The following is a 21834-nucleotide window of genomic DNA, read 5'->3' on the forward strand; positions in this document are numbered from 1 at the left end:
CCCTCCCGGGCCCGGCTGCACGTCCGCGAGGAGGTGCCGTTCTTCACCGGCCGCCGCAAGCCGGTCAGCGAGCTGCTGAACGGCCTGGTCTGAGCGACCGCGCGGTCTTCGGAGGCCGGTTCCCTGCGCATCACGCGGGGGAGCCGGCCTCCGCGCCGTTGCGTTCCGGCCGTGGCCCGGCGAACTCGCGCAGCACCTCCGTGTAGTAGGTGCCGAAGTCGACCCGGGTGATGTCGCTGAGGCGGTACTTGCCCGGCTTCGGGTACCAGCGCGCCTCGGTGTCGACCTCGTGCAGCCGCAGTGAGCGGGGGCGCAGCTCGGTGACCGTGCCGACCCGGAGGATGCCCGGATTGATGTGCTCGGCGTGCAGGGAGACCAGTCCGTACTCGGCGCCGGCGGCGGCGAGCAGGCCGGCGTGGTCGTCCAGCGGCAGGTCGGCGGCGGGCAGGCGGAGCGGCCACAGGCCGCGGCCGCGCAGCGCCCGTACGGTCAGGGACTCCTCGCCGCCCCGGTCGCGGACCTTGTGCAGGGTGCAGGTGTGGACGGCGGTCCAGCCGTCGAGCTGGTGGTCGGCGCAGTTGGCGAGCAGGGTCCAGACCGGGCCGGTGTGGAGGACGAAGCCCTCCAGCCGTTGCGCGCCGGGGAGGGTCCGGCGCAGCCGGACGAGCCGCCCCTCGTCCCGGGCGCGGTCGAGTACGTCGTGGTCCCGCTTGTTCATGGACGGAAGTCTGGCCTGGTCAGCGGGGATGTGCAGTCGGTTTTACTGGCCCCGGTGCGGGCGCAGGGCGGCGCGGAGCCGGGCGTCGGGCAGGACGGCCGGGCCGTTCATGGCGACGGCGGTGAGCAGTTCGCGCTCCTCGTCGTCGGCCAGGCCGCGCTGGCGGGCCGGGCGGACCTCGCGCAGCACCTCCTGGCCGATCGGCGAGGCCCAGCGGGTGTACGGGTAGACGTCGACCCGGGCCATCAGCAGGGTGCCCGAGGTGAGCACCAGTGGCAGCGAGAACCAGGCGAGCGGGGCGACGGTGTCACCGCCGGTGAAGCCGCCGAGGGCCAGCGCGGCGGCCAGCAGGATCAGCGACAGCAACAGCGCGTGCCGGACCTGCCGGATCACCACCACGGTGTTGCGCTGCACCAGGGCCGGGGTGGCCAGGCCCGCCAGTGCGAGCCGGGCTCCGATCTCCAGCACGGTGGGGTGCTCGGCCATCGCCCGGCGCAGCTCGTCCGTCCGGCACTGGCCCTCGGGACCGACCGTGGCGATGACGGCCCGCTCCAGGCGGCTGCGGCCCTTGGGATCGACCACGGTGGTCCAGCCGGTGTGCGCCAGGTGCAGCCGTCCGCGGCCGGCCATCAGGACGAGGGCGAGCTCGACCACCCGGCCCGGCCCCCCGGCCAGGTAGGCGGTCTCGTACAGGCCGATGCCGACGGCTTCGGGGGGCCGCAGGCCGTTCCGGTCGGCCAGGGCGTCGGCGGTGGCGGTCATCCGGACCAGTCGGAGGGAGGACAGGACCGCCGCGACGCATGCCGGGATGAGGAACAGCAACCACATGGGCTTGTTGTATGCCTGCGTCGACGGCGCGCGGGACGTCTTCCCGGTCCGCGATACCGAACTGTGACGTCCGGCGGGCGCCGCCGGAGTCAGGATCCGCCGCCGCAGCTCGACCCGCAGGCGGCCGACGTGGTGGACGACGTGGTGGACGACGTGGTGGACGACGTGGTGGACGAAGCCGGGCTCGGCGAGCCCACGTGCGAGCCTGCCGGGGGTGTCTCAGGAGCCGCAGCCGCCGCCGCAGCTCGATCCGCAGCTGGAGCCGCAGCTGGAGGAGGACCCGCAGCTGGAGGAGTGTGAGGAGCCACAGCTGGAGGAGTGCGAGGAACTGCAACTGGACGACCCGCAGCCGGAGGAGCCGGAGGAACCGGAGGAGCACGACGAGGACGAGGAAGACGACCCGGACGACGACGCGGCCGAGCCCGCGGCGGTCGCCTGCCGTACGGCCTCGTCCTCGGCCCCCGCGGCCAGCATCGCGGCCTCCAGCTCCGGGTTCTCCAGCCCGGCGGCGGCCAGGCCGCCGAGCGCGAGCGCGCCGAGCAGCGCGCCGCCGACCAGCTTGGGCGACACCCCGTCCTTGGGCGTCCACGGCGTGCCCTGCATCAGGGAGAGCTGGCGCTGCCCGGCCGGGGTGATCCGGCCCTTGAGCGGCCGGGTGACGAGCAGCGTGACGACGCCCACGAACAGCAGCAGGCCCGGAACCCAGAGGTTCGGGCGCTCGTGGCCGGCGGCGCCGTCGTCGAGCAGCTCGGCGGCCACCGCGGAGGCCACCACGACGAGCAGCGCGAGCCAGAGCAGCCGACGGGCCCTGGCGGCCCGCCACTGCCGCTCGGGGCGGTGCAGCAGGCCGCGGTCGGCGAGCCGGTTGCCGATCGCCCAGACGGCGGGGGAGCGCGTCACCGTGCGGCGCAGCGGGCCGATCTCACGGCTCCCGGTCGGGCCGACGGCGTCCTGGATCGCCTTGTCGACGGCGTCGTACGGTTTGCCGCCGGTGAGCGTGACCAGGCCGGAGCGGCTGACCACGGCCTGCTCGCTCAGGTGCATCCGGACCAGGGCGGTGTCGAACACCCGCCCCGCCCCGCCGGACAGGTACGCCGTGTCGAGCAGCGGCAGGCCGCGGCCGGGCAGGCCCTTGGCGTACCGGACCTGGCTGACGCGCTGCCGGGTCCGGGCGGCGTACAGGGCGGCGGCCGCCAGCAGGACGGCCGGGACGATGAAGTAGCTGTTGTGCCACATGGATGGTTCCCCCGGGGTGGTGATTGTTCGTCAGGGCGTTGCGGAGGCCGCCGGCCCCCGGCGGCGCAGGGCCCGGCGCAGGCGCGCGAGCGGGCCGGGCGGCCGTACGGGTGCCGGGTGGAGCCACTGTTCCAGGGCCCGGCGGTGGTCGGCGGCGAGCGGGCCGCCGTCGGTGAGCACCCACTGCGCGAAGGCCCGGGCGTCGGCGCGGTAGCCGCCGGTCTGCGGGTGGGAGCGGGCGTAGCCGAGGAAGAGCGGCCCGTACTGCGCCCCGAGCGCGCGGGGCAGGTCCGGGGCCACCTTGGCGGTGGTGTCCCGCCGTTTGGCGGCCAGGCCGGCGGACTGGGCGCGGACCTGGCGCTCGTCGAAACCGGGCGGGACGGGCCCGCCGGCCACCAGGGCGGCCAGCAGTTCCTCCTGACGCCGGGCCAGGCGCTGCCGGGCGGCGGCGAGGTCCCCGGAGGCGAGGTCCCCGACGGCGAGGTCCCCGACGGCGAGGTCCCCGACGGCGAGGTCCCCGACGGCGAGGTCCCGGTCGGTGTTCTTCCGCGCTGTGGTCGGGTCGGTCATCACCGGGTGCTCCCCTCCAGCACTCGGCGGATGGCGTCCAGTTCACCGGCCAGCTCGCTGGGCGGCGGGAAGTTGGCGTCCCGCTCCAGCAGGACCCCGGGCGGGGCGACCCGCGCGCACAGTTCGGCCAGCACGTCCAGCACGGGCTCGGTGACGGGGTGGGCGTGGGTGTCGTGCCAGACGCCGTCGACCAGGGTGCCGCCCGCGACGTGGACGTAGGCGAGCGCCTCCAGCGGCAGGCGGTCGAGTTCGGCGGCCGGGTCGATGCCGAGGTTGACCCGGTTGGTGTGCAGGTTGGCGACGTCGATCAGCAGTCGGACGCCGGTGCGGCCGACCAGCTCGGCGAGGAACTGTCCTTCGGTTAACTCGTCGTCCGGCCAGGCGAGTTGGGTGGCGATGTTCTCCAGGGCGAGCGGCACCGGAAGCTGGTCCTGGGCGATCCGGACGTTCTCGGCGATCACCCGCAGCGAGTCCCGGGTGCGGGGGACGGGCAGCAGGTGGCCGGCCTCCAAACCGCCGGCCCGGACGAAGGCCAGGTGCTCGGTGACCAGCGGGGAGCCGAGCGTCAGCGCGGCCTCGGCGAGCCGGGCGAGGCGGCCGGGGTCGGGCAGGTCGGCGCCGCCGAGGCCGAGGCCGACGCCGTGCGGGACGACGGTGACCCCGCGTTCGCGCAGCACGGTCAGGGAGTCGGGCAGGTGGTCGGCGCAGATGTTCTCGGCGACCACCTCGACCCAGTCCAGGCCGGGCTGGCGCTCGACGACGGTGTCGATCTCGCTGCGCCAGCCGAGGCCGACGCCCAGTCGGGGCGTGGCTGCGCGGTCGGCGGATTCTCGGGGCGCGGTGTCCAGGGCAGGGGAAGTCATCGGTTCGCCCCCTTCGGAGGGCCGGGTGGGAGGGCCGTCGACCGGTGCGGGCGTCGTCGCCGGAACCGTGCGGCCGTGCTGCTGAGAATGTCCCCGGGTGGGGTGGCTGCCAAGCCTCACCCGGTCTTCTCAGAGCATTATTTGAGCATGTCGTTCCGGCGGTGAGGGACCCCGGTTCCGACCCCGGGCCGACCCCGGGCCGTCCCCGCAGGCGGGGTGCCGTCCGGCGGGAAAACCGGAGGCGCCTGGCGGGCGGGCGAGGCTAGCGTGGCAATCCATGACTTCTTCGCCTTCCTCCTCCTTGACGATCCGTGACTTCCGCCCCGAGGACGCCGAGGCCGTGGCCACGGCCCACCGGGCCGGGCGCGAGCACCTGGTGCTCTCCGCCGAGACGCTGGTCTGGCTGAACGCCCGACCCAGCCCCGAGGAGCACTTCCGCACCTTCGTCGCAGAGCTGGACGGCCGGGTGGTCGGCGCGGTGCGCTGCGGGGTGGTGCTCGGGACGACGACCACGGGCGTCGGCTACGCCAACGGCAGTGTGCTGCCCGGGTTCCGGCGGCGCGGCGCGGCCACCGTGCTGCTGGCCGCGGCCGAACGGCACCTGACCGGGCACGGGGTGACCGAGGTGCACACCTGGCTGGACGACGAGCCCGCCTCGCTGGCCTTCGGCGCCGCCCAGGACTACCGGATCGGGCGCACCATGCAGTTCGCCGGACGGGACCTGACGCTGCCGCTGCCGTCCGCGCCCGTACTGCCGACCGGGGTCGAACTGCGCCCGGCCGCCGACTGGGCGGCCGACCCGTACCCGGTGTTCCTGGTCGAGGCGGACGCCATCCTGGACGAGCCGGGCAGTGAGGTGCCGATGGACGCCTACGAGTACGAGGACTGGCTGCGCGACGACTGGGCCCGGCCGGACCGGGACCTGGCGCTGAGCGTCGTCGCCGTGGTGGACGGCCGGCCGGCCGCGTCCAGCATGGTGCAGACCGACGGGGTGGACCGCTACTGGTCCGCGTTCACCGCCTGCCGCCGGGAGTTCCGCGGCCGGGGGCTGACCAAGTCGGCCAAGCTGGAGTCGCTGCGGCTCGCCGCGGCGGCGGGCTACCGGCACGCATACACCAGCAACGACACGACCAACGGGCCGATGCTGGCGATCAACGCATGGCTGGGCTACGAGCGCTGCGCGGGGGAGCGCAAGGGGATCAAGCAGCTGAAGCTGCCCTCGGCGCGCGTGCTCTGACGCCGCGGTCAGGCCGGCGGCGGGTGCGTGTGCGATCGATGCCGTCGCCGAGGGGTCGGTGCAGGTCCGAGGGGGCGGCCCGGGGGCTTCCGCGGGGTGCCGGGCCAGGCCACTTCGGCCAGATGTGGTCCAGACCATGCGGGACGAATCGGGGCAGCCCGGGTTGCTCCGGGCGCGAAGTGGCTTGAACCGACATGGTCTTGCTCCACTTCTGACACAGCATGGGCATAATCGCGCACATGACGATCAGCCGTGCGAACGTGAGCGCGATTGCCGAGGACCTCTACGTGTGGCTCCCGCCGAAGCGGGGGTGGGGCCTGGCCAACTGCGGGCTGCTGGCCTCGGAGACCACCGCGCTCTGGATCGACACGCCGTACGACCCCTCGATGGCCGGGGAGTTCCTCGCCGCGAGCCGGCGGCTGCTGCCGGACGGGGTCGGGATCGACCGGGTGGTCGTCACCCACGCCAACGGGGACCACCTGTGGGGCGCCGGGGTGCTGCCGGACGCCGAGGTGATCGCCACCCGCGAGGCACTGGAGCACATCCACTGGGAGCCCAGCCCGCAGCAGCAGCACGCGCTGGTCGTCAACAGCGACCCGGACTCGGCGCTCGGCGGCTACCTGAAGGCGCACTTCGGGCGGTTCGACTGGTCCGACACCGAGCCGGTGCGTCCCGACACCGTCTTCACCGGCGAGCTGGAGCTGACCGTCGGCCACTACCCGGTGCGGATCACCAGCCTGCCCGCCGCCCACACGGGTGGGGATCTCATGGTCCACCTCCCGCACCAGCGCGCGGTGTTCACCGGCGACGTGATCTTCTCCTCGACGCCCGAGCAGCCCGGCGACCACCCCTCGCACTGGGCCGGACCGCTGGAGAACATCATCGGCGCCTGCGAACAGGCCCTGGCCACCGGCGCGGAGATCTTCGTGCCCGGCCACGGCCCGGTGCTCGACCGCGACGGTGTCCGGGAGCACATCGGCTACCTCGCCTACGTCCGCGAGCGCGCCCACGCCCTGCACGCCGCCGGGATACCCGCCCTGGACGCCGCCCGACGGGTGATCGCCGAGCAGCGCTACCCCGAGCTCGGCCTGCCCGAGCGGCTGGTGCTCACCGTCGCGGCCGAATACCGGCACCTGGACGGCTCGGCCGCCCCGGGCGTCCTGGAAGCCATGGGCCAGGTCGCCCTGGTGGCCCGGGAGCTGGCCGAGGACGACATCCGCTCCCCGCGCCCGCGCACCGCCAGGAACTGACCCCGTCCGGAACCGGCACCGCCCGGGCGCCCCACCCGCGCCGCGCCCCCGGGCCCGGCCGAACCACCCGATCCACCCCGCAAGCACCCCCGAGGACTTCGATGACGCAGATCGCGCTGATCGTCCTGGCGCTGGTCGCCGCCGTGGCCGCGGCCGTGCTCGCCCGCGGCCGGGCCGGGGCCGTCGCCCGGGCGGTGGCCGCCGAGAGCGCGCTCGGCCGGGCCGAGGAGCGGGCCCGGGCCGCCGAGGGGGCGCTCGCCCGCGTCGAGCAGCAGCAGCGCGAGGCACAGGAGGCCGCCCGGCGCTCCGCGGAGGACGCCCGGCGGGCGGAGGAGCGCACCCGGGCCGCCGAGAACAGCGTCCGCGAGGCGCAGGAGGCGGCCCGGCAGGCGCAGGACACCGTCCGGGACGCCGTGCAGCAGGGCGACGCCGCGACCGCCCGGGCCGAACAGGCCGACCGCGCGCTCGCCGCCGCCGAGGCACGCGGCGCCGCGCTGCTCGCCGAGATCGGCCACCTCGCCCAGGAGCGGGTCGCCGCCACCGCCGTGCGGCTCACCCACGCCAACGCCCCGCTGGTCGGCCCGCTGGACCCGCAGGCCGTCGGCCCCGAGGCGGTCCGGGCACTGCAGGCCGTCCTGGACGCCGCCCAGGCCGCCCTCGCCGACGAGCGCGAGCGGGTGGACGCCGCCGCCCGCGCCGCCATGCGCGGCGCCACCTCCCGGATCCAGACCCTGCTGTACCAGATCCAGAGCCTGGTCCAGCAGCTCCAGCACGAGAACGACGACCCCCGGCTGCTGGAGGTCGACTTCCGCAATGAGGTCGCGCTGCGCCGGATCCAGACCGTCGCGGTGCTCTGCGAGGCCTGGCCGGGCCTGGCCCGCACCGACTCGCCGCTCGCCGAGGTGGTCGTCGGCGCGCTCTCCCGGGTGCCCGGCTACGCCCGGATCAAGGTCGCCAACCACCTGCGCGAGCAGCACCTCGCGGTGGTCGCCCGGGCCGCCGAGCCGATCGCCGTCACCCTCGCCGAGCTGCTCGCCAACGCCACCGCGTACTCCCACCCGGAGACGGACGTCCCGGTCACCGTCCAGCAGGGCGGCCGCGGCGCGCTGGTGATCATCGACGACAGCGGCATCGGCATGGACGAGGACCAGCTGCGCCGCGCCCGCCGGCTGCTGGCCGGCCCGCCGGACATGCTGCTCACCGAGCTCGGCAACCCGCCCAGGACCGGCTTCGCGGTGATCGGCAAGCTGGCCCGCCAGTACGGCTTCTCCTGCCACATCGAGCCCTCGCCGTACGGCGGCATGCGGACCATCCTGCGCATCCCGGCCGCGCTGGTGACCGTGGTGGACGACGAGCGGCCGCTGTCGGTGCTCACCCCGCTGCCGCTGCGGGGCGGCGCCGGCCCGGCCCCGGCGCCCACCGTCGCGGCCGTCCCGCCGATGCGCGACGCGGACGAGCAGGACGGCCCGCAGCTCGCCGACCGCCACAACCGGCCGGGCCCGCACCCGGCCCCGGCCATCCGGGTGGTGCCCGACCCGGTCGCGGACGGCCCGGCAGAGGACGACGCGCCGGAGGGCGGCCGCACGGCCGGTGCGCCCGGTGCGCCCGGTGCGCGTGCGACGGGCACGCGCGCGACGGACACGCCCGCAGCGGACGCACCCGCGGCCGACGACGGCACCGGCCTGCCCACCCGGCGCCGCCGCCGTCCGCTGGCCGCCGCGAAGCCCGCCCCCGCCCCCGCCCCCGTCCCCGTGGCCGCACGCTGCCCCGAGCAGGCCGCCGCCCACTGGCAGGCGCTGCAGCAGGGCACCGACTCCGGCCGGGCCGCCGTGGCCCGGGCCGTCCGCGAGGAGGCCGCCGGCGCCGCACCCGGCCGGGCCGCCCCCGGGGACAGCGGCAGCACCACCGGCACGACGAAGACCACCAGCACCCCCGGCGACACCGCCGCCGGCCGCGACCCCGGTGACCAGAGCACCGGTCCGACCACAGAAGGAGCCGAGCAGTGAGCAGCACGCCCAGCCCGACCGCCACCGACGAGATCTCGTGGGTGCTGACCCCGCTGCTGGAGCTGCCGGGGGTGCTGCACGCGGTCATCGCCACCGGGGACGGCCTGGTCGAGGGCGCCTCGGGCGGCCTGGACCGCGCCTCGGCCGAGCGGGTCGCCGCGATGACCGCCACGGTGCACGCCGCCGCCCGGGCCTTCACCACCGCGTTCACCGACGCCGAGCGGCCCCGGCTGGCCCAGACCGTGGTGGAGTCCGACCTCGGCTACGCCATCGTGGTGCCCGCCGGGGAGAACACCTCGCTCGCCGTGTTCACCTCGCCGGACGCCCAGCTCGGCAACGTGGCCTACCAGATGCAGCTCCAGGTCGCCGCCCTGGGTCGCGCGCTCGCGAGCCCGACCCGGCGGCAGGACGACGACGACCGGTCATGACCGCCGCCCCCCGCAGGCGGATGGTGCCCGCCTACCTGGCCACCGGCGGCCGCAGCAGCCCCGGCACCAAGGGCTTCGATCGGCTGACCGTGCTGTTCGCCGACCGCGCCGACCCGCCGGCCGCGCTGGAACCCGAACACCGCCGGCTCTGGGACCTGCTGCGCCCCGGCGCGCTGACCGTGGTGGAGGCCGCCGCGCACCTGCGCCTGCCGGTCAGCGCCACCGTCTTCCTCGCGGCCGACCTGGTCGAGGCGGGCTGCCTGCACGCCCGCGCGCCGATCCCGCGTGCCCAGCAGACCGACCGCTCCATCGTCGAGAGGCTCCTCGTTGGACTCCGTGCGCTCCGGTGACCCGGCCGGCCGGCCGGACCCGGAAGACCAGACGATCCTGCCCGGAGGGGCGGATCGGCCGGGCCGGGTGGGCTACCTGCCCGACCAGGACCAGACGCTGATGAAGCTGGTGGTGGCCGGCCCGTTCGGGGTCGGCAAGACCACGCTCATCCGCACCCTCTCCGAGATCGCCACCCTGCACACCGAGGAGGCGATGACCGAGACCGGCCGCCCGGTGGACGACCTGGCCGGCCTGCCCGAGAAGACCACCACCACCGTCGCCGTCGACTTCGGCCGGCTCACGTTGCCCGGCAACCTCGTGCTCTACATGTTCGGCACTCCCGGCCAGCGCCGCTTCTTCCCGCTCTGGCAGGACATCGCCCGCGGCGCCCTGGGCGCCCTGGTGCTCGCCGACACCCGCCGGCTGGCCGACTCCTTCGAGATCATGGACATGGTCGAGGAGCAGGGTCTGCCGTACGCCGTCGCCGTCAACCGCTTCCCCGACGCACCGGACCACCCGGTCGAGGTGCTGCGCACCCACCTGGACCTGCACGCCGCCACCCCGTTGCTGCTCTGCGACGCCCGTGAGCGCGACAGCAGCCTGGACGTGCTGATCGCGCTGGCCGAGCACATCCTGGACGCCCTGCCCGCCGCCCCCGCCACCTCGGAGCAGCCGTGACCGTCGAGTCCCGACCGACCCCGATCCACGGCCCGGTCTTCGCCGCCGATCCCAAGCCGGTCTACGAGCGGCTGCGGCGGCACGGCCCGGTCGCCCCGGTGGAGATCGCGCCCGGTGTCGAGGCCCTGCTGGTCACCGACTACCAGGCCGCGCTGGACCTGCTGCGCGACACCGACACCTTCTCCAAGGACTCCCGGGCCTGGCAGCGGACCATCCCGCCGGACTCCCCGCTGATGCCGATGCTCGGCTACCGTCCGACCGCCATGTTCAGCGACGGCGAGACGCACGCGCGCTACCGGGCGGTGATCACCGACGCCCTCGCACTGTTCGAACCGCACCGGCTCCAGCGGCAGGTCGCCGAGACCGCGCACCGGCTGATCGACCGCTTCGCCGGCGCCGGGCACGCCGACCTGATCGCCGAGTACGCCCGCCAGTTGCCCGCCTTCGTGCTCACCACCTGGTTCGGCGTGCCGGAGGAGCAGCGCGACGAGGTGGTGGACTCGATCACCGGGCTGATCGAGTCCACCGCGCAGGCCGGCGCCGCGTACGGGAAGCTCCTGGCGGTGGTCACCGCGATGGTCGCCGAGCGCCGCGAGCGCCCCCGGCACGACCTGGCCTCCTGGTACGTCACCCACCCGGTCGGGCTGGACGACGACGAGGTGATCCGGCAGATCACCCTGACCCTGATCGCCGGGCACGAGCCGACCACCAACCTGATCGGCAACGCCCTGCTGCGCCTGCTCACCGACGCCCGCTACGCCGGCTCGCTGTTCGGCGGCGCGATGACCGCCCACCAGGCGATCGACGAGGTGCTCTGGCACGAGCCGCCGATGGCCAACCTCTCGGCCCACTACCCGCGGTACGACATCACCTTCCACGGCCGGGAGATCAAGGCGGGGTCGCTGGTCCTGGTCTCGTACGCGGCCGCCAACTCCCAGGCCGCGCCGCCCGCCGAGGACGGCGGGCTGCGCAGCGGCGAGAGCGCCCACCTGGCCTGGGCGGCAGGCCCGCACGCCTGCCCGGCCAGGGATCCGGCCCTGCTGATCGCGATCACCGCCGTCGAGCAGCTGGGCAGCCGCCTCAGTGATCTCGAACTGTCGACCCCGGCCGAGGAGTTGCTCTGGCGCCCGGGCCCGTTCCACCGCGCCCTGATGCACCTCCCGGTCCGCTTCGAACCGGTCGCAGGATGACGCGGAGGCCCGGTCACCGTAGCGGTGACCGGGCCTCCTGCGGGTCGTCCTACCCGGCCGGCCTCAGCGTCAGCGAGACGCTGTTGATGCAGTACCGGAGGTCGGTCGGAGTTCCGTAGCCCTCCCCCTCGAAGACGTGCCCGAGGTGCCCGCCGCACTTCGCGCAGCGCACCTCGACACGTCGCATGCCGAGGCTGTTGTCCTCCAGCAGCTCCACGGCGTCGGAGTTGCGCGCATCGTAGAAGGACGGCCAGCCGCAGTGGCTGTCGAACTTGGTCTCGGAGCTGAACAGCTCGGCCCCGCAGGCCCGGCAGCTGTAGACGCCGACCGTCTTGGTGTCGGTGTACTCACCGGTGAACGGTCGCTCGGTGCCCGCCTCGCGGAGTACGCGGTACTCCTCGGGGCTGAGCTGGGCGCGCCACTCGGCCTCGGTCTTCTCGATCTCGTAGCTCATCACGGGCTCCCGGTCGCGGTGTACGTACGGGTCAGACGTTGGAAGCAACGTTCGCGAGGTGGGCCAGGCCTCCCCCGAGGTGGTCCAGGATGGCCGGCCCGAGGTTGGTGACGTCCCCGGCGCCCATGGTCAGCAGCAGGTCGCCGGGGCGGGCGAGGCCGGCCAGCAGGGCGGGGGCGGCGGCGAAGGAGTGCTCGGCGGTGACCTCGGCGCCGGCCCGGCGGGCGGCGTCGATGATCAGCTCGCTGGTCACACCGGGGATCGGGTCCTCGCGGGCGGGGTAGATGTCCAGCACCACCGAGGCGTCGGCCAGCGCCAGGGCCCGGCCCATCTCCTCGGAGAGCTGCTGGGTGCGGCTGAACAGGTGCGGCTGGAAGACCACCAGTACCCGGCCCTCGCCGGTCAGGCCCTCGCGGATCGCCTCCAGGTCGGCGGTCATCTCGGTGGGGTGGTGGGCGTAGGAGTCGATCACCTGGACCCCGCCGGCCTCGCCCTTGAGCTGGAGGCGGCGGCGCACGCCGGTGTAGGCGCCGAGCGCCTTGGCCAGATCGGCGGCCGGGACGCCCAGCGCGACGCCGGCGGCCAGCGCGGCCACCGCGTTGTGGGCGTAGTGCCGGCCGGGCACCGAGACGGTGAAGGCCAGCTCGGCGCCGTCCAGCAGCACCGTGACCTCGCTGGTCATGCCGTGGGCGACCACCGACAGCACCCGCAGGTCGGCGTCCTCGGCGGAGCCGACCGTCACCACGTTCAGGCCCTCGCGGCCGGCCACCCGGGAGGTGAGCTCGCGGGCGCCGTCGTGGTCGGCCGAGACCACCAGGGTGCCGCCGGGGACGATCCGGCCGACGAAGGTCTCGAAGGACTCGTAGATCTCCTCGATCGAGGCGTAGTTGGCGTGGTGGTCCAGCTCCACGTTGAGGACGATCGCCACCTCGGGCGCGTACTTGTGGAAGCTGCGGTCGCTCTCGTCCGCCTCGGCGACGAAGATCTCGCCGGTGCCGTGGTGGGCGTTGGAGCCGGGCGCGTCGAGGTCGCCGCCGATCGCGTAGGAGGGGTCCAGGCCCAGCTCGCCGAGGGCGACGGCGAGCATGCTGGTGGTGGTGGTCTTGCCGTGGGTGCCGGCCACCGCCAGCGCCCGGCGGCCGCCCATCAACGCGGCCAGCGCGTCGGAGCGGTGCACCACCGGGATGCCGCGCTCGTGGGCGGCGACCAGCTCCGGGTTGTCGGCGCGGATCGCGCTGGAGACGACCACGCTGCTGGTGCCGTCCGGCACGTGCTCGGCGGCGTGGCCGACGTGCACGGTGGCGCCGAGGGCGCGCAGCGCGAGGACGGTCTCGGACTCCTTGGAGTCGCTGCCGGAGACGCTGGCCCCGCGCACGGCGAGGATCTTCGCCAGGCCGGACATCCCGGCGCCGCCGATGCCGATGAAGTGCGGGGCGTGCAGGTCGTGCGCGGCGTCGTTCAAGGCGTGGCTCCGTACGGACGGGGGCAGACAGGTCGGGCGGACGGGACGGGAAGACGGAATCGTCCTCGCGGGCGGACCGCAAGGACGATTCTGCACCACCGGTGCGCCGGGCTAGGAGTCGCTGGCGAACAGCCTGAGCACCGGGACCCCCACCTTGTGCCGGGCCTGGGAGGCCCAGTCGCGATGGAAGAACTCCTCGACGAAGTGCGGTGAGGTGAGCACCACCACCTCGTCCGCCCGGTGTTCCTCGACGACCGCGCGCAGCCGCTCCAGCGGCTTCTCCTCGACCAGCTCGCCCACCGCCTCGGTCCCGGCCGAGCGCAGGTGGCGCAGGCTGTGCTCCAGCGACTCGGTGGCCACGGTCGGCCCGCTCTCGGACTCGTCGTGCTCGTGCACCACCTTGTCGAGGTGGCCGAGGGCGACGTCGTCGAGCGCTCGCAGCAGTTCGTCCTGCTTGCCGCGCGGCTGCATCAGGACGACGAAGGACACCTCCTCCTCGCCGTGGAGCGTGGTGACGAGCTCCACGTCCGCGTCGGAGAGAGCCTTTTCGATCATCAGTACCGTCTTGAACACGTGAATCCCTTCCAGTGGCCGGCCCCCGGGCCCCGGCATCGCATAACGGGATCACGATCGGGGGGTCACGGGGTCATCCGAACCCGGGTGACGCAGGTAGCGGGTGAAGAGGAATCCTTTCTGCTCGATCAATGAGACCAGCCGCATCCGCTGCACGTCCGGCATTTGCGCGTCGTGGAGGATGCGCGGCGCGTCACCCCCGGTGAGCAGCGGCGCCAGCGACAGGCACAGCTCGTCCAGCAGGCCGGCCGCCGCGAGCTGCCCCAGCAGGCGCGGGCCGCCCTCGGTCAGCAGCCGGGTCCAGCCCCGTTCGGCCAGGGCCGCCACACCCGCCCGCAGGTCCACCGAACCGGTGCCGGCGAGCACCAGGTCGGCCACCTCGGCGACCGCCCGGCGGCGCTCCGCCGGGGCGTCCTCGGTGGTGATCACCACCGTCCTGACCAGCGGCTCGGTGAACAGCGGCGCGGTCAGGTCCAGTTGCAGCGAGCGGCTCACCACGGCGATCGCCGGGGCGGGCGCCTGCCCCGCCGCGGCCCGGGCCGCCGCGAACTCCTTGCGCGCCCGGCCCGGGCGGTAGCCCTCGGCGCGGACCGTCTCCGCGCCCACCAGTACCACGTCCGACAGCGCCCGCAGCACCCCGAAGATCCGCTTGTCGGCGTCGCTGGAGAGCCCCTCGGACAGCCCGTCCAGCCTGGCCCCGCCGTCCAGGCCGGACACCATGTTGGCGCGCAGCCAGGGGCGCCCCTGATTCACCTGTTCGGGGTATGCGTAGAGGGCGGCGAGCGATTCCAGCGCGGCCGGATCGGCAAGCCGCGCGCCCAGCGGGCTGATCAACTGTTGCATGTCCCCAGTCTTCCACCGCGGACCGTGGGTCGTTCGGACGGCGTACGGGGCAGGCGTACCCTCTACTGATGTGCCCGCAGCCTCCCACCCCGCCGCCGCGACCGAGCCGATAGCCGCCGCCGACGCGTCCGGCTCCCCGATCGCGCTCACCGACCGCCGCCCCGTCGTGCCCGCCGAGCGGCTGGTCGCCGAGATGGTCCCGCCGCCCCGGTTCGCCGACGTGAGCTTCGGGACGTACATCCCGGACCCGACCCAGCCGAGCCAGTACGAGGCCGTCCAGGTCCTGGAGCAGTTCGCGGCCACCCTTGTCGGGGGAAACGGTTCCGCGCCCAAGCGCAGCTGGTTCCGCCGCTCCGCCCCCGCACCCACCGGCCCGGCCGGGGTCTACCTCGACGGCGGCTACGGCGTCGGCAAGACCCACCTGCTCGCCTCGCTCTGGCACGCCGCCCCCGGCCCCAAGGCCTTCGGCACCTTCGTCGAGCTGACCAACCTGGTCGGCGCGCTCGGCTTCCAGCAGGCCGTGCAGACCCTCTCCGGGCACAAGCTGCTCTGCATCGACGAGTTCGAGCTGGACGACCCGGGCGACACCGTGCTGGTCTCCACCCTGCTCGGCCGGCTGGTCGACAACGGGGTGAAGCTGTGCGCCACCTCGAACACCCTGCCGGAGAAGCTCGGCGAGGGCCGCTTCGCCGCCGCCGACTTCCTGCGCGAGATCCAGGGCCTGTCGGCGCACTTCCGCCCGATGCGGATCGACGGCCAGGACTACCGCCACCGCGGCCTGCCCGACGCCCCGCCGCCGTACACCGACGACACCGTCGGGTCCGTCGCCGCCCGCACCCCAGGCGCCTCGCTGGACGACTTCGACGCCCTGCTCGCCCACCTCTCCGCCGTCCACCCCAGCCGCTACGGCGCGCTGCTGGACGACGTCACCGCGGTCTGCCTGCGCGGCGTCAAGCAGGTCGACGACCAGTCCACCGCCCTGCGCCTGGTCGTCCTTGCCGACCGCATGTACGACCGCGAACTCCCCATCACCGCCTCCGGCCTCCCCTTCGACCAGGTCTTCCCCGAGGAGATGCTCCGCGGCGGCTACCGCAAGAAGTACCTGCGCGCCATCTCCCGCCTCGTCGCCCTCGCCCGCGACAGCGCCAAGTCCTGAGCCGTGACCTTCCCCCTTGCCCGGCAGTTGTTCCGACTGCCGAGCAAGGGGGAGAGGCGTGACCGGTGACGAGTCCCGGACGGGCTACGAGATCGAGATCGAGCCCGAGGTGCGGGTCTGGCTCCAGAACTGTCCGGTCGCGGAGCCGTCGTGCGGATCGATCCCACCCGAGAGCCGGCCGTGATCTTCGAGGCGCACGTGGCCTGAGCGAAGCGGCACCGGTTGTCACTCGTGGGTCGTACGGTGGAGGCGTGCGTCCCATCACGAGTATTGAGCGGTCCGTGACGCCCTTCGAGGTCGTCAGCCCCTTCCAGCCGAACGGCGACCAGCCGACGGCGATCGCCGAGCTGGAACGGCGGATCAGGGGAGGGGAGAAGGACGTCGTGCTGCTCGGTGCCACCGGCACCGGCAAGTCGGCCACCACGGCCTGGATGATCGAGAAACTGCAGCGGCCCACCCTGGTGATGGCGCCGAACAAGACGCTGGCCGCGCAGCTGGCCAACGAGTTCCGCGAGCTGCTGCCGAACAACGCGGTCGAGTACTTCGTCTCGTACTACGACTACTACCAGCCCGAGGCGTACGTCCCGCAGACGGACACCTACATCGAGAAGGACTCCTCGATCAACGAGGAGGTCGAGCGGCTGCGCCACTCGGCGACCAACTCGCTGCTCACCCGCCGGGACGTGGTCGTGGTCGCCTCGGTCTCCTGCATCTACGGGCTCGGCACCCCGCAGGAGTACGTCGACCGGATGGTGCAGCTCAAGGTCGGCCAGGAGATCGACCGGGACGACCTGCTGCGCCGCTTCGTCGACATCCAGTACGCCCGCAACGACGTGGCCTTCACCCGCGGCACCTTCCGGGTCCGCGGCGACACCATCGAGATCTTCCCGGTCTACGAGGAGCTCGCCGTGCGGATCGAGATGTTCGGCGACGAGATCGAGGCGCTGTACACCCTGCACCCGCTCACCGGCGAGATCATCAGCCAGGACGACTCCGTCTACGTCTTCCCCGCCTCGCACTACGTGGCCGGCCCCGAGCGCATGGAGCGCGCGGTCAACGGCATCGAGACGGAGCTGGCGCAGACGCTCGCCCGGCTGGAGAAGCAGGGCAAGCTGCTGGAGGCCCAGCGGCTGCGGATGCGCACCACCTACGACATCGAGATGCTGCGCCAGATCGGCACCTGCTCGGGCGTCGAGAACTACTCGATGCACTTCGACGGCCGCGAGCCCGGTTCCCCGCCGAACACCCTGCTCGACTACTTCCCGGAGGACTTCCTCCTGGTCATCGACGAGTCGCACGTCACCGTCCCGCAGATCGGCGCGATGTACGAGGGCGACGCCTCGCGCAAGCGCACCCTGGTCGAGCACGGCTTCCGGCTGCCCTCCGCGATGGACAACCGCCCGCTGAAGTGGGAGGAGTTCCTGGAGCGGATCGGCCAGAGCGTCTACCTGTCGGCGACGCCCGGCCCGTACGAGCTGTCGCGCGGCGACGGCCAGGTCGAGCAGATCATCCGCCCGACCGGCCTGATCGACCCCGAGGTGATCGTCAAGCCGACCGAGGGCCAGATCGACGACCTGGTGCACGAGGTCCGCAAGCGGGTCGAGCGGGACGAGCGCGTCCTGGTCACCACGCTGACCAAGAAGATGGCCGAGGACCTCACCGACTACATGCTCGGCCTGGACATCCGGGTCCGGTACCTGCACAGCGACGTGGACACCCTGCGCCGGGTGGAGCTGCTGCGCGAGCTGCGGGCGGGCCGGTACGACGTGCTGGTCGGCATCAACCTGCTGCGCGAGGGCCTGGACCTGCCCGAGGTGTCGCTGGTGGCGATCCTGGACGCGGACAAGGAGGGCTTCCTGCGCTCCGGCACCTCGCTGATTCAGACGATCGGCCGCGCCGCCCGAAACGTCTCCGGCCAGGTCCACATGTACGCGGACAAGATCACCCCCGCGATGGAGAAGGCCATCGACGAGACCAACCGCCGCCGGGTTGTGCAGCAGGCCTACAACAAGGAGCACGGGATCGACCCGCAGCCGCTGCGCAAGAAGATCGGCGACATCCTGGACACCCTCGCCCGCGAGGACGTGGACACCGACGAGCTGCTCTCCACCGGCTACCGGAACCAGGGCAAGGCCCCGGTGCCGTCGCTGGGCGCGGAGCGCAAGCCGGCCAAGTCCCTGCCGGCCGCCGAACTGGCGGACCTGATCCAGGAGATGACCGACCGGATGCACACGGCCGCCGCCGACCTCCAGTTCGAGGTCGCGGCCCGGCTGCGCGACGAGGTCAAGGAACTGAAGAAGGAACTGCGGCAGATGCGCGAGGCCGGTGTGGCGTAGGCGTACCGGAGGGGCGCACCCGCGCGGCCGACCGGGCTTGGCCGGAATGACACCGGTCAAGCCCGCGGGTGTCTCAGCCTTGCCACAAACGGGGAAACCCGGGGGAGGCCGGGGTGCCGCAGGGCCTAGGCTGGCCTGCGGCATCGTGCCCTCGGGACGGGGTGGCGGGCCGTACGCAGAGGGGGCCTCAGCCGGGGGACGGCGACGGGGTGTTCCACCGTGGAGCCGTGCGGGTGTGACCGTACGGCCGGCAGAGAGGACAACGTCGTGTCGGTGAACCTGGCCAAGGGGCAGCGGGTCAGCCTCCAGAAGGGGCAGGGCGGCGCCCTGACCGTGGTCCGGATGGGCCTCGGCTGGCAGGCCGCCCCCAAGCGCGGACTGTTCGGCAGCCGCACCCGGAAGATCGACCTGGACGCCTCGGCGCTGCTGTACGCCGAGAAGACCCCGTCCGACGTGGTGTTCTTCTCGCACCTGGAGAGCAACGACGGCTCCGTCCGGCACACCGGCGACAACCTGGAGGGCGGCTCCGGGGCCGAGGACGACGAGGCGATCCTGGTCGACCTGGTGCACGTGCCCGTGAACATCACCCAGGTGGTGTTCACGGTGAGCTCGTACACCGGGCAGACCTTCGCCGAGGTGCAGCGGGCGCACTGCCGGCTGGTGGACGAGACCACCGGGCTGGAGCTGGCCCGCTTCGAGCTGGCGGGCGGCGGGCCGCACACCGGGCAGATCATGGCCAAGGTGGTCCGGGACGGCAACGGCGGCTGGGAGATGCAGGCGATCGGCGCGCCGGCCAAGGGGCGCACCTTCCAGGACCTGCTGCCGGCGATCGAGCCGCATCTCTGACGGTTCTTTACCTTCTTTACCTTTCCTTGGCCTCCCTGTTACTCTCGATGGCAGCGGAGGGGAGTATTCCTCGACAGCCGACCCCGTCATCACGGGTGCCCGTCGCGGCACCCCGGGGCGCTGGCCCGATGGGCGGAAGAGACCTCCGGCAGTGACGATGACTGTCTCGCCTACCTGCCGGAGGAGCAGTAGTGGACGTTTCCGTAACCATGTGGGTCACCACGATCGGTGTGCTGATCGCACTGATCGTGGCCGACTTCTTCATCGGTGGGCGCAAGCCGCACGAGGTCTCGATCAAGGAGGCCGGGATCTGGACGGCCGTCTGGGTCGTGCTGGCGCTGATCTTCGGCGGTTTCCTCTGGTGGCACTCCGGAGCCGAGCCGGCGGGTGAGTTCTTCGCCGGCTACATCACCGAGAAGTCGCTCAGTGTCGACAACCTCTTCGTGTTCATCCTGATCATGGGCAAGTTCGCCGTCCCGAAGATCTACCAGCAGCGCGTGCTGATGTTCGGTGTGATCATCGCGCTGGTGCTCCGGGCGGTGTTCATCGCCGGCGGCGCCGCGCTGGTCTCCGAGTTCTCCTGGGTGTTCTTCATCTTCGGCGGCTTCCTGATCTGGACCGCCTGGAAGCTGGTCAAGGAGGCGCGGGCCGAGGAGGAGGACGAGGAGTTCGAGGAGAACCGCCTGCTCAAGTCGATCACCCGGCGCTTCCCGTCCACTGACGGCTACCGCGGCACCAAGCTGCTGGTCCGGGAGAACGGCCGCCGGCTGATCACCCCGATGCTGATCGTCATGCTGGCGATCGGCACCACGGACGTGCTGTTCGCCCTGGACTCGATCCCGGCCATCTTCGGCCTCACCCAGGACCCGTACATCGTCTTCACCGCCAACGCCTTCGCCCTGATGGGTCTGCGCCAGCTGTACTTCCTGATCGGCGGCCTGCTGAAGAAGCTGGTGCACCTGAGCTACGGCCTGTCGGTGATCCTCGGCTTCATCGGCGTGAAGCTGGTGCTGCACGCCGCGCACGAGGCGGGCGCGACGTGGGCCCCGGAGATCGGCATCCCGTTCTCGCTGGGCTTCATCGTGGTGGTGCTGGCCGTCACCACGTTCACCAGCCTGCGGGCCTCGAAGAAGGCCGAGCAGGCCGAGTCCGAGAAGCTCGACGCCTGACCTGCTGGTCCCCGAGGCCCCCGCGACCGATTCGGGTCGCGGGGGCCTCGGCCGTTCGGCGGGGGCGGACTACCAGCCGCGTTCGCGCCATTCCTCCAGGTGCGGGCGCTCGGCGCCGAGGGTGGTGTCGTTGCCGTGGCCGGGGTAGACCCAGGCCTCGTCCGGCAGGACGTCGAAGACCTTCTCGGTGACGTCCCGGTAGAGCGTGCGGAAAGCCTCCGGGTCGCCCCAGGTGTTGCCCACTCCGCCGGGGAAGAGGCAGTCGCCGGTGAAGACGTGCGGGTGGCCCTGAGGGTCGTCGTAGACCAGCACGATCGCGCCCGGGGTGTGGCCGACCAGGTGCCGGACGGTCAGCTCCACGTCGCCGACCCGCAGCCGGTCGCCGTCCGCGAGCAGCAGCTCGGTGGGGACGTCGATGCCCTCGGCGTCGTGCTCGCCGGCGGCCGTCCGGGCGCCGGTGGTGGCGACCACCTCGGCCAGCGCGCCCCAGTGGTCGTGGTGCCGGTGGGTGGTGACCACCGTTTCGAGGTCGTCCCCGACGGTCTCCAGCAGCACCGGCGCCTCGGCGGCCGCGTCGATCAGCAGCTGCTCGTCGGTGGCCCGGCAGCGCAGCAGGTAGGCGTTGTTGTCGTACGGGCCGACGGCCACCTTGGTGATGATCAGATGGGCCAGCTCCCGCACGTCCGGCGGTCCGCCGACCTTGACCGCTCCGTGGTACGTCATCCGTTCGCTCCCTCTCCAGTGGCTCCTGGGATCATCCTCGCGCCGTCAGCCCATCGGGGGAAGCTGGGGGAGGGCGGTGTCGGGGGTGCGGCGCAGGCCGTCCCCGGCGGACCGGCCGGAGAGCCAGGCGGTGAGGGCGCGGACGGGGCCCTCGACGGTCAGGGCCGGCTCGCCGGTGCCGATCACGGCGCGGTCCCCGGTGTCCTCGGCGACCAGCTCGACGGCGGGCAGGCCGGCCTCCTCGGCCAGGCCCGTGGCGAGCTTGCGGAACTGGGCGGTGGCGAAGGACTCCGGCCAGTGCGCGGGGGTGTACCCGGCGTCCAGGTCGACGTGGTGGTACTCCAGCTCCACCAGGCGCTTGGCCGGGATGTCGGAGGCCGGGAAGAGGTAGCCGAAGCGGTGCCTGACCTGGACGGCCCAGGCCTCGTCGGCCATCAGCGCGGCGGCGGCCAGGAAGCGCTCGTGGGAGTCGCGCAGGTCGGCGAGCTGGACCTCCAGCGGGCGGGGCGCGTCGCGCTCGATGCCCTGTTCGCGGTCCTCGTGGCTGGCGTACTGCGGGACGTCGGTGCCGGTGCGGGCGCCGGTCAGCAGGTTGACCAGGGAGTCGGCGTTGCGGGCGAGGTGGGCCAGCACGTGGCCGCGGGTCCAGCCGGGCAGTGCCGAGGGCTCGGCGAGGGCCTCGGGCTTCAGCTCGGCCGCGGTGTGCAGCAGGTGCCGGGTGCTCTCCTCGACCTGGGCCAGGTGCCGGGCGGCGGCGGAGGCGGCGGGGACGGCGGCGGACTGCGGGTCGGTCATCGAATCTGCCTTCTGTGACGAGACGGCGCGTTGCCCGCGGGGGCTTCGCTCGTTGACCAGGTGACGCTACCCCCGAATCCGGGCCCTGAGCAGGGGGTTTTCCGACGTGGATACGGTGGGCGCGCGGTGCGGGTACGGACGGT

22 protein-coding genes and 1 pseudogene are annotated in these 21834 nt (G+C 73.2%); 12 read left to right on the forward strand and 11 right to left on the reverse strand.

Annotated elements, in window-relative coordinates; translation table 11 throughout:
* Window positions 1-130: 130 nt before the first annotated feature.
* The 5 genes and pseudogenes from AB0O11_RS33660 to AB0O11_RS33680 form a co-directional block, all read right to left on the reverse strand.
* Window positions 131-718, reverse strand: a complete 588-nt coding sequence (locus AB0O11_RS33660) for a hypothetical protein (protein WP_363394648.1) — start codon at window positions 716-718, stop codon at window positions 131-133.
* 42 nt (window positions 719-760) lie between these two features.
* Window positions 761-1546, reverse strand: coding sequence for a TIGR04222 domain-containing membrane protein (locus AB0O11_RS33665; protein ID WP_363394650.1), 786 nt, complete (start codon window positions 1544-1546; stop codon window positions 761-763).
* Window positions 1547-1765: 219 nt separating this feature from the next.
* Window positions 1766-2782 (reverse strand): TIGR04222 domain-containing membrane protein, encoded by a 1017-nt coding sequence (locus tag AB0O11_RS33670; protein ID WP_363394652.1) that lies wholly within the window; start codon window positions 2780-2782, stop codon window positions 1766-1768.
* 30 nt (window positions 2783-2812) lie between these two features.
* Entirely contained in the window at window positions 2813-3352 is a 540-nt protein-coding gene (locus AB0O11_RS33675; protein WP_363394653.1) for a hypothetical protein, read from the reverse strand.
* Between the two features lie 14 nt (window positions 3353-3366).
* A pseudogene (locus AB0O11_RS33680) lies at window positions 3367-4215 on the reverse strand (DUF692 domain-containing protein); the annotation flags it as partial.
* Between the two features lie 277 nt (window positions 4216-4492).
* On the opposite strand from AB0O11_RS33680, the gene AB0O11_RS33685 reads away from it, so the two are divergent.
* The 7 genes from AB0O11_RS33685 (at window position 4493) to AB0O11_RS33715 (ending at window position 11334) form a co-directional block, all read left to right on the forward strand.
* Window positions 4493-5452 (forward strand): GNAT family N-acetyltransferase, encoded by a 960-nt coding sequence (locus tag AB0O11_RS33685; protein ID WP_363394654.1) that lies wholly within the window; start codon window positions 4493-4495, stop codon window positions 5450-5452.
* 239 nt (window positions 5453-5691) lie between these two features.
* Window positions 5692-6702 carry an MBL fold metallo-hydrolase gene (locus tag AB0O11_RS33690; protein ID WP_363394655.1) on the forward strand — a complete coding sequence of 337 codons (1011 nt, stop codon included), beginning with the start codon at window positions 5692-5694 and terminating at the stop codon, window positions 6700-6702.
* A 101-nt stretch (window positions 6703-6803) separates the two neighbouring features.
* Complete coding sequence (locus tag AB0O11_RS33695) at window positions 6804-8708, forward strand: ATP-binding protein (protein ID WP_363394657.1); 1905 nt, start codon at window positions 6804-6806, stop codon at window positions 8706-8708.
* On the forward strand, window positions 8705-9136 hold the full coding sequence (locus AB0O11_RS33700) for a roadblock/LC7 domain-containing protein (RefSeq protein ID WP_363394659.1): 432 nt from the start codon (window positions 8705-8707) through the stop codon (window positions 9134-9136). The genes AB0O11_RS33695 and AB0O11_RS33700 overlap by 4 nt, the downstream gene beginning before the upstream one ends.
* Entirely contained in the window at window positions 9133-9486 is a 354-nt protein-coding gene (locus AB0O11_RS33705) for a DUF742 domain-containing protein (RefSeq protein WP_363394661.1), read from the forward strand. Before AB0O11_RS33700 ends, AB0O11_RS33705 begins: the two co-directional genes overlap by 4 nt.
* A gap of 100 nt (window positions 9487-9586) precedes the next feature.
* Window positions 9587-10144 carry an ATP/GTP-binding protein gene (locus tag AB0O11_RS33710; protein ID WP_363394733.1) on the forward strand — a complete coding sequence of 186 codons (558 nt, stop codon included), beginning with the start codon at window positions 9587-9589 and terminating at the stop codon, window positions 10142-10144.
* Entirely contained in the window at window positions 10141-11334 is a 1194-nt protein-coding gene (locus AB0O11_RS33715) for a cytochrome P450 (RefSeq protein ID WP_363394663.1), read from the forward strand. Before AB0O11_RS33710 ends, AB0O11_RS33715 begins: the two co-directional genes overlap by 4 nt.
* A 49-nt stretch (window positions 11335-11383) precedes the next feature.
* On the opposite strand, the gene msrB is transcribed toward AB0O11_RS33715, so the two are convergent.
* The 4 genes from msrB to AB0O11_RS33735 form a co-directional block, all read right to left on the reverse strand.
* Entirely contained in the window at window positions 11384-11788 is a 405-nt protein-coding gene (msrB, locus tag AB0O11_RS33720) for a peptide-methionine (R)-S-oxide reductase MsrB (protein ID WP_363394666.1), read from the reverse strand.
* 31 nt (window positions 11789-11819) lie between these two features.
* Complete coding sequence (gene murC / locus AB0O11_RS33725) at window positions 11820-13229, reverse strand: UDP-N-acetylmuramate--L-alanine ligase (RefSeq protein ID WP_363394735.1); 1410 nt, start codon at window positions 13227-13229, stop codon at window positions 11820-11822.
* A 132-nt stretch (window positions 13230-13361) separates the two neighbouring features.
* Window positions 13362-13823 carry an indole-3-glycerol phosphate synthase gene (locus AB0O11_RS33730; protein WP_224275336.1) on the reverse strand — a complete coding sequence of 154 codons (462 nt, stop codon included), beginning with the start codon at window positions 13821-13823 and terminating at the stop codon, window positions 13362-13364.
* 51 nt (window positions 13824-13874) lie between these two features.
* Window positions 13875-14666: a pyrimidine reductase family protein gene (locus tag AB0O11_RS33735; RefSeq protein ID WP_363394668.1), complete on the reverse strand. Its 792-nt coding sequence runs from the start codon at window positions 14664-14666 to the stop codon at window positions 13875-13877.
* Window positions 14667-14775: 109 nt separating this feature from the next.
* Here AB0O11_RS33735 and zapE point away from each other — a divergent pair, with 109 nt between their 5' ends.
* The 5 genes from zapE to AB0O11_RS33760 all read left to right on the forward strand — a co-directional run bounded on the left by zapE (window position 14776) and on the right by AB0O11_RS33760 (window position 20173).
* Window positions 14776-15822: a cell division protein ZapE gene (gene zapE, locus AB0O11_RS33740; protein ID WP_363394737.1), complete on the forward strand. Its 1047-nt coding sequence runs from the start codon at window positions 14776-14778 to the stop codon at window positions 15820-15822.
* 58 nt (window positions 15823-15880) lie between these two features.
* Window positions 15881-16006: a hypothetical protein gene (locus AB0O11_RS33745; RefSeq protein WP_363394670.1), complete on the forward strand. Its 126-nt coding sequence runs from the start codon at window positions 15881-15883 to the stop codon at window positions 16004-16006.
* A gap of 67 nt (window positions 16007-16073) precedes the next feature.
* Window positions 16074-18158: an excinuclease ABC subunit UvrB gene (uvrB, locus tag AB0O11_RS33750; protein WP_363394672.1), complete on the forward strand. Its 2085-nt coding sequence runs from the start codon at window positions 16074-16076 to the stop codon at window positions 18156-18158.
* Window positions 18159-18425: 267 nt separating this feature from the next.
* On the forward strand, window positions 18426-19004 hold the full coding sequence (locus AB0O11_RS33755) for a TerD family protein (protein WP_363394674.1): 579 nt from the start codon (window positions 18426-18428) through the stop codon (window positions 19002-19004).
* 191 nt (window positions 19005-19195) lie between these two features.
* Window positions 19196-20173, forward strand: a complete 978-nt coding sequence (locus AB0O11_RS33760) for a TerC family protein (RefSeq protein WP_363394676.1) — start codon at window positions 19196-19198, stop codon at window positions 20171-20173.
* Between the two features lie 69 nt (window positions 20174-20242).
* Here the strand turns inward: AB0O11_RS33760 and AB0O11_RS33765 are convergent, their stop codons facing one another.
* Window positions 20243-20896 (reverse strand): MBL fold metallo-hydrolase, encoded by a 654-nt coding sequence (locus tag AB0O11_RS33765; RefSeq protein WP_363394678.1) that lies wholly within the window; start codon window positions 20894-20896, stop codon window positions 20243-20245.
* 45 nt (window positions 20897-20941) lie between these two features.
* A complete protein-coding gene (locus AB0O11_RS33770) occupies window positions 20942-21691 on the reverse strand; it encodes a maleylpyruvate isomerase family mycothiol-dependent enzyme (protein WP_363394680.1) in 750 nt (249 codons plus the stop codon).
* Window positions 21692-21834 lie beyond the last annotated feature (143 nt).

Origin of the sequence: Kitasatospora sp. NPDC093102 (genome assembly GCF_040683915.1) — a bacterium.
GTDB lineage: Bacteria > Actinomycetota > Actinomycetes > Streptomycetales > Streptomycetaceae > Kitasatospora.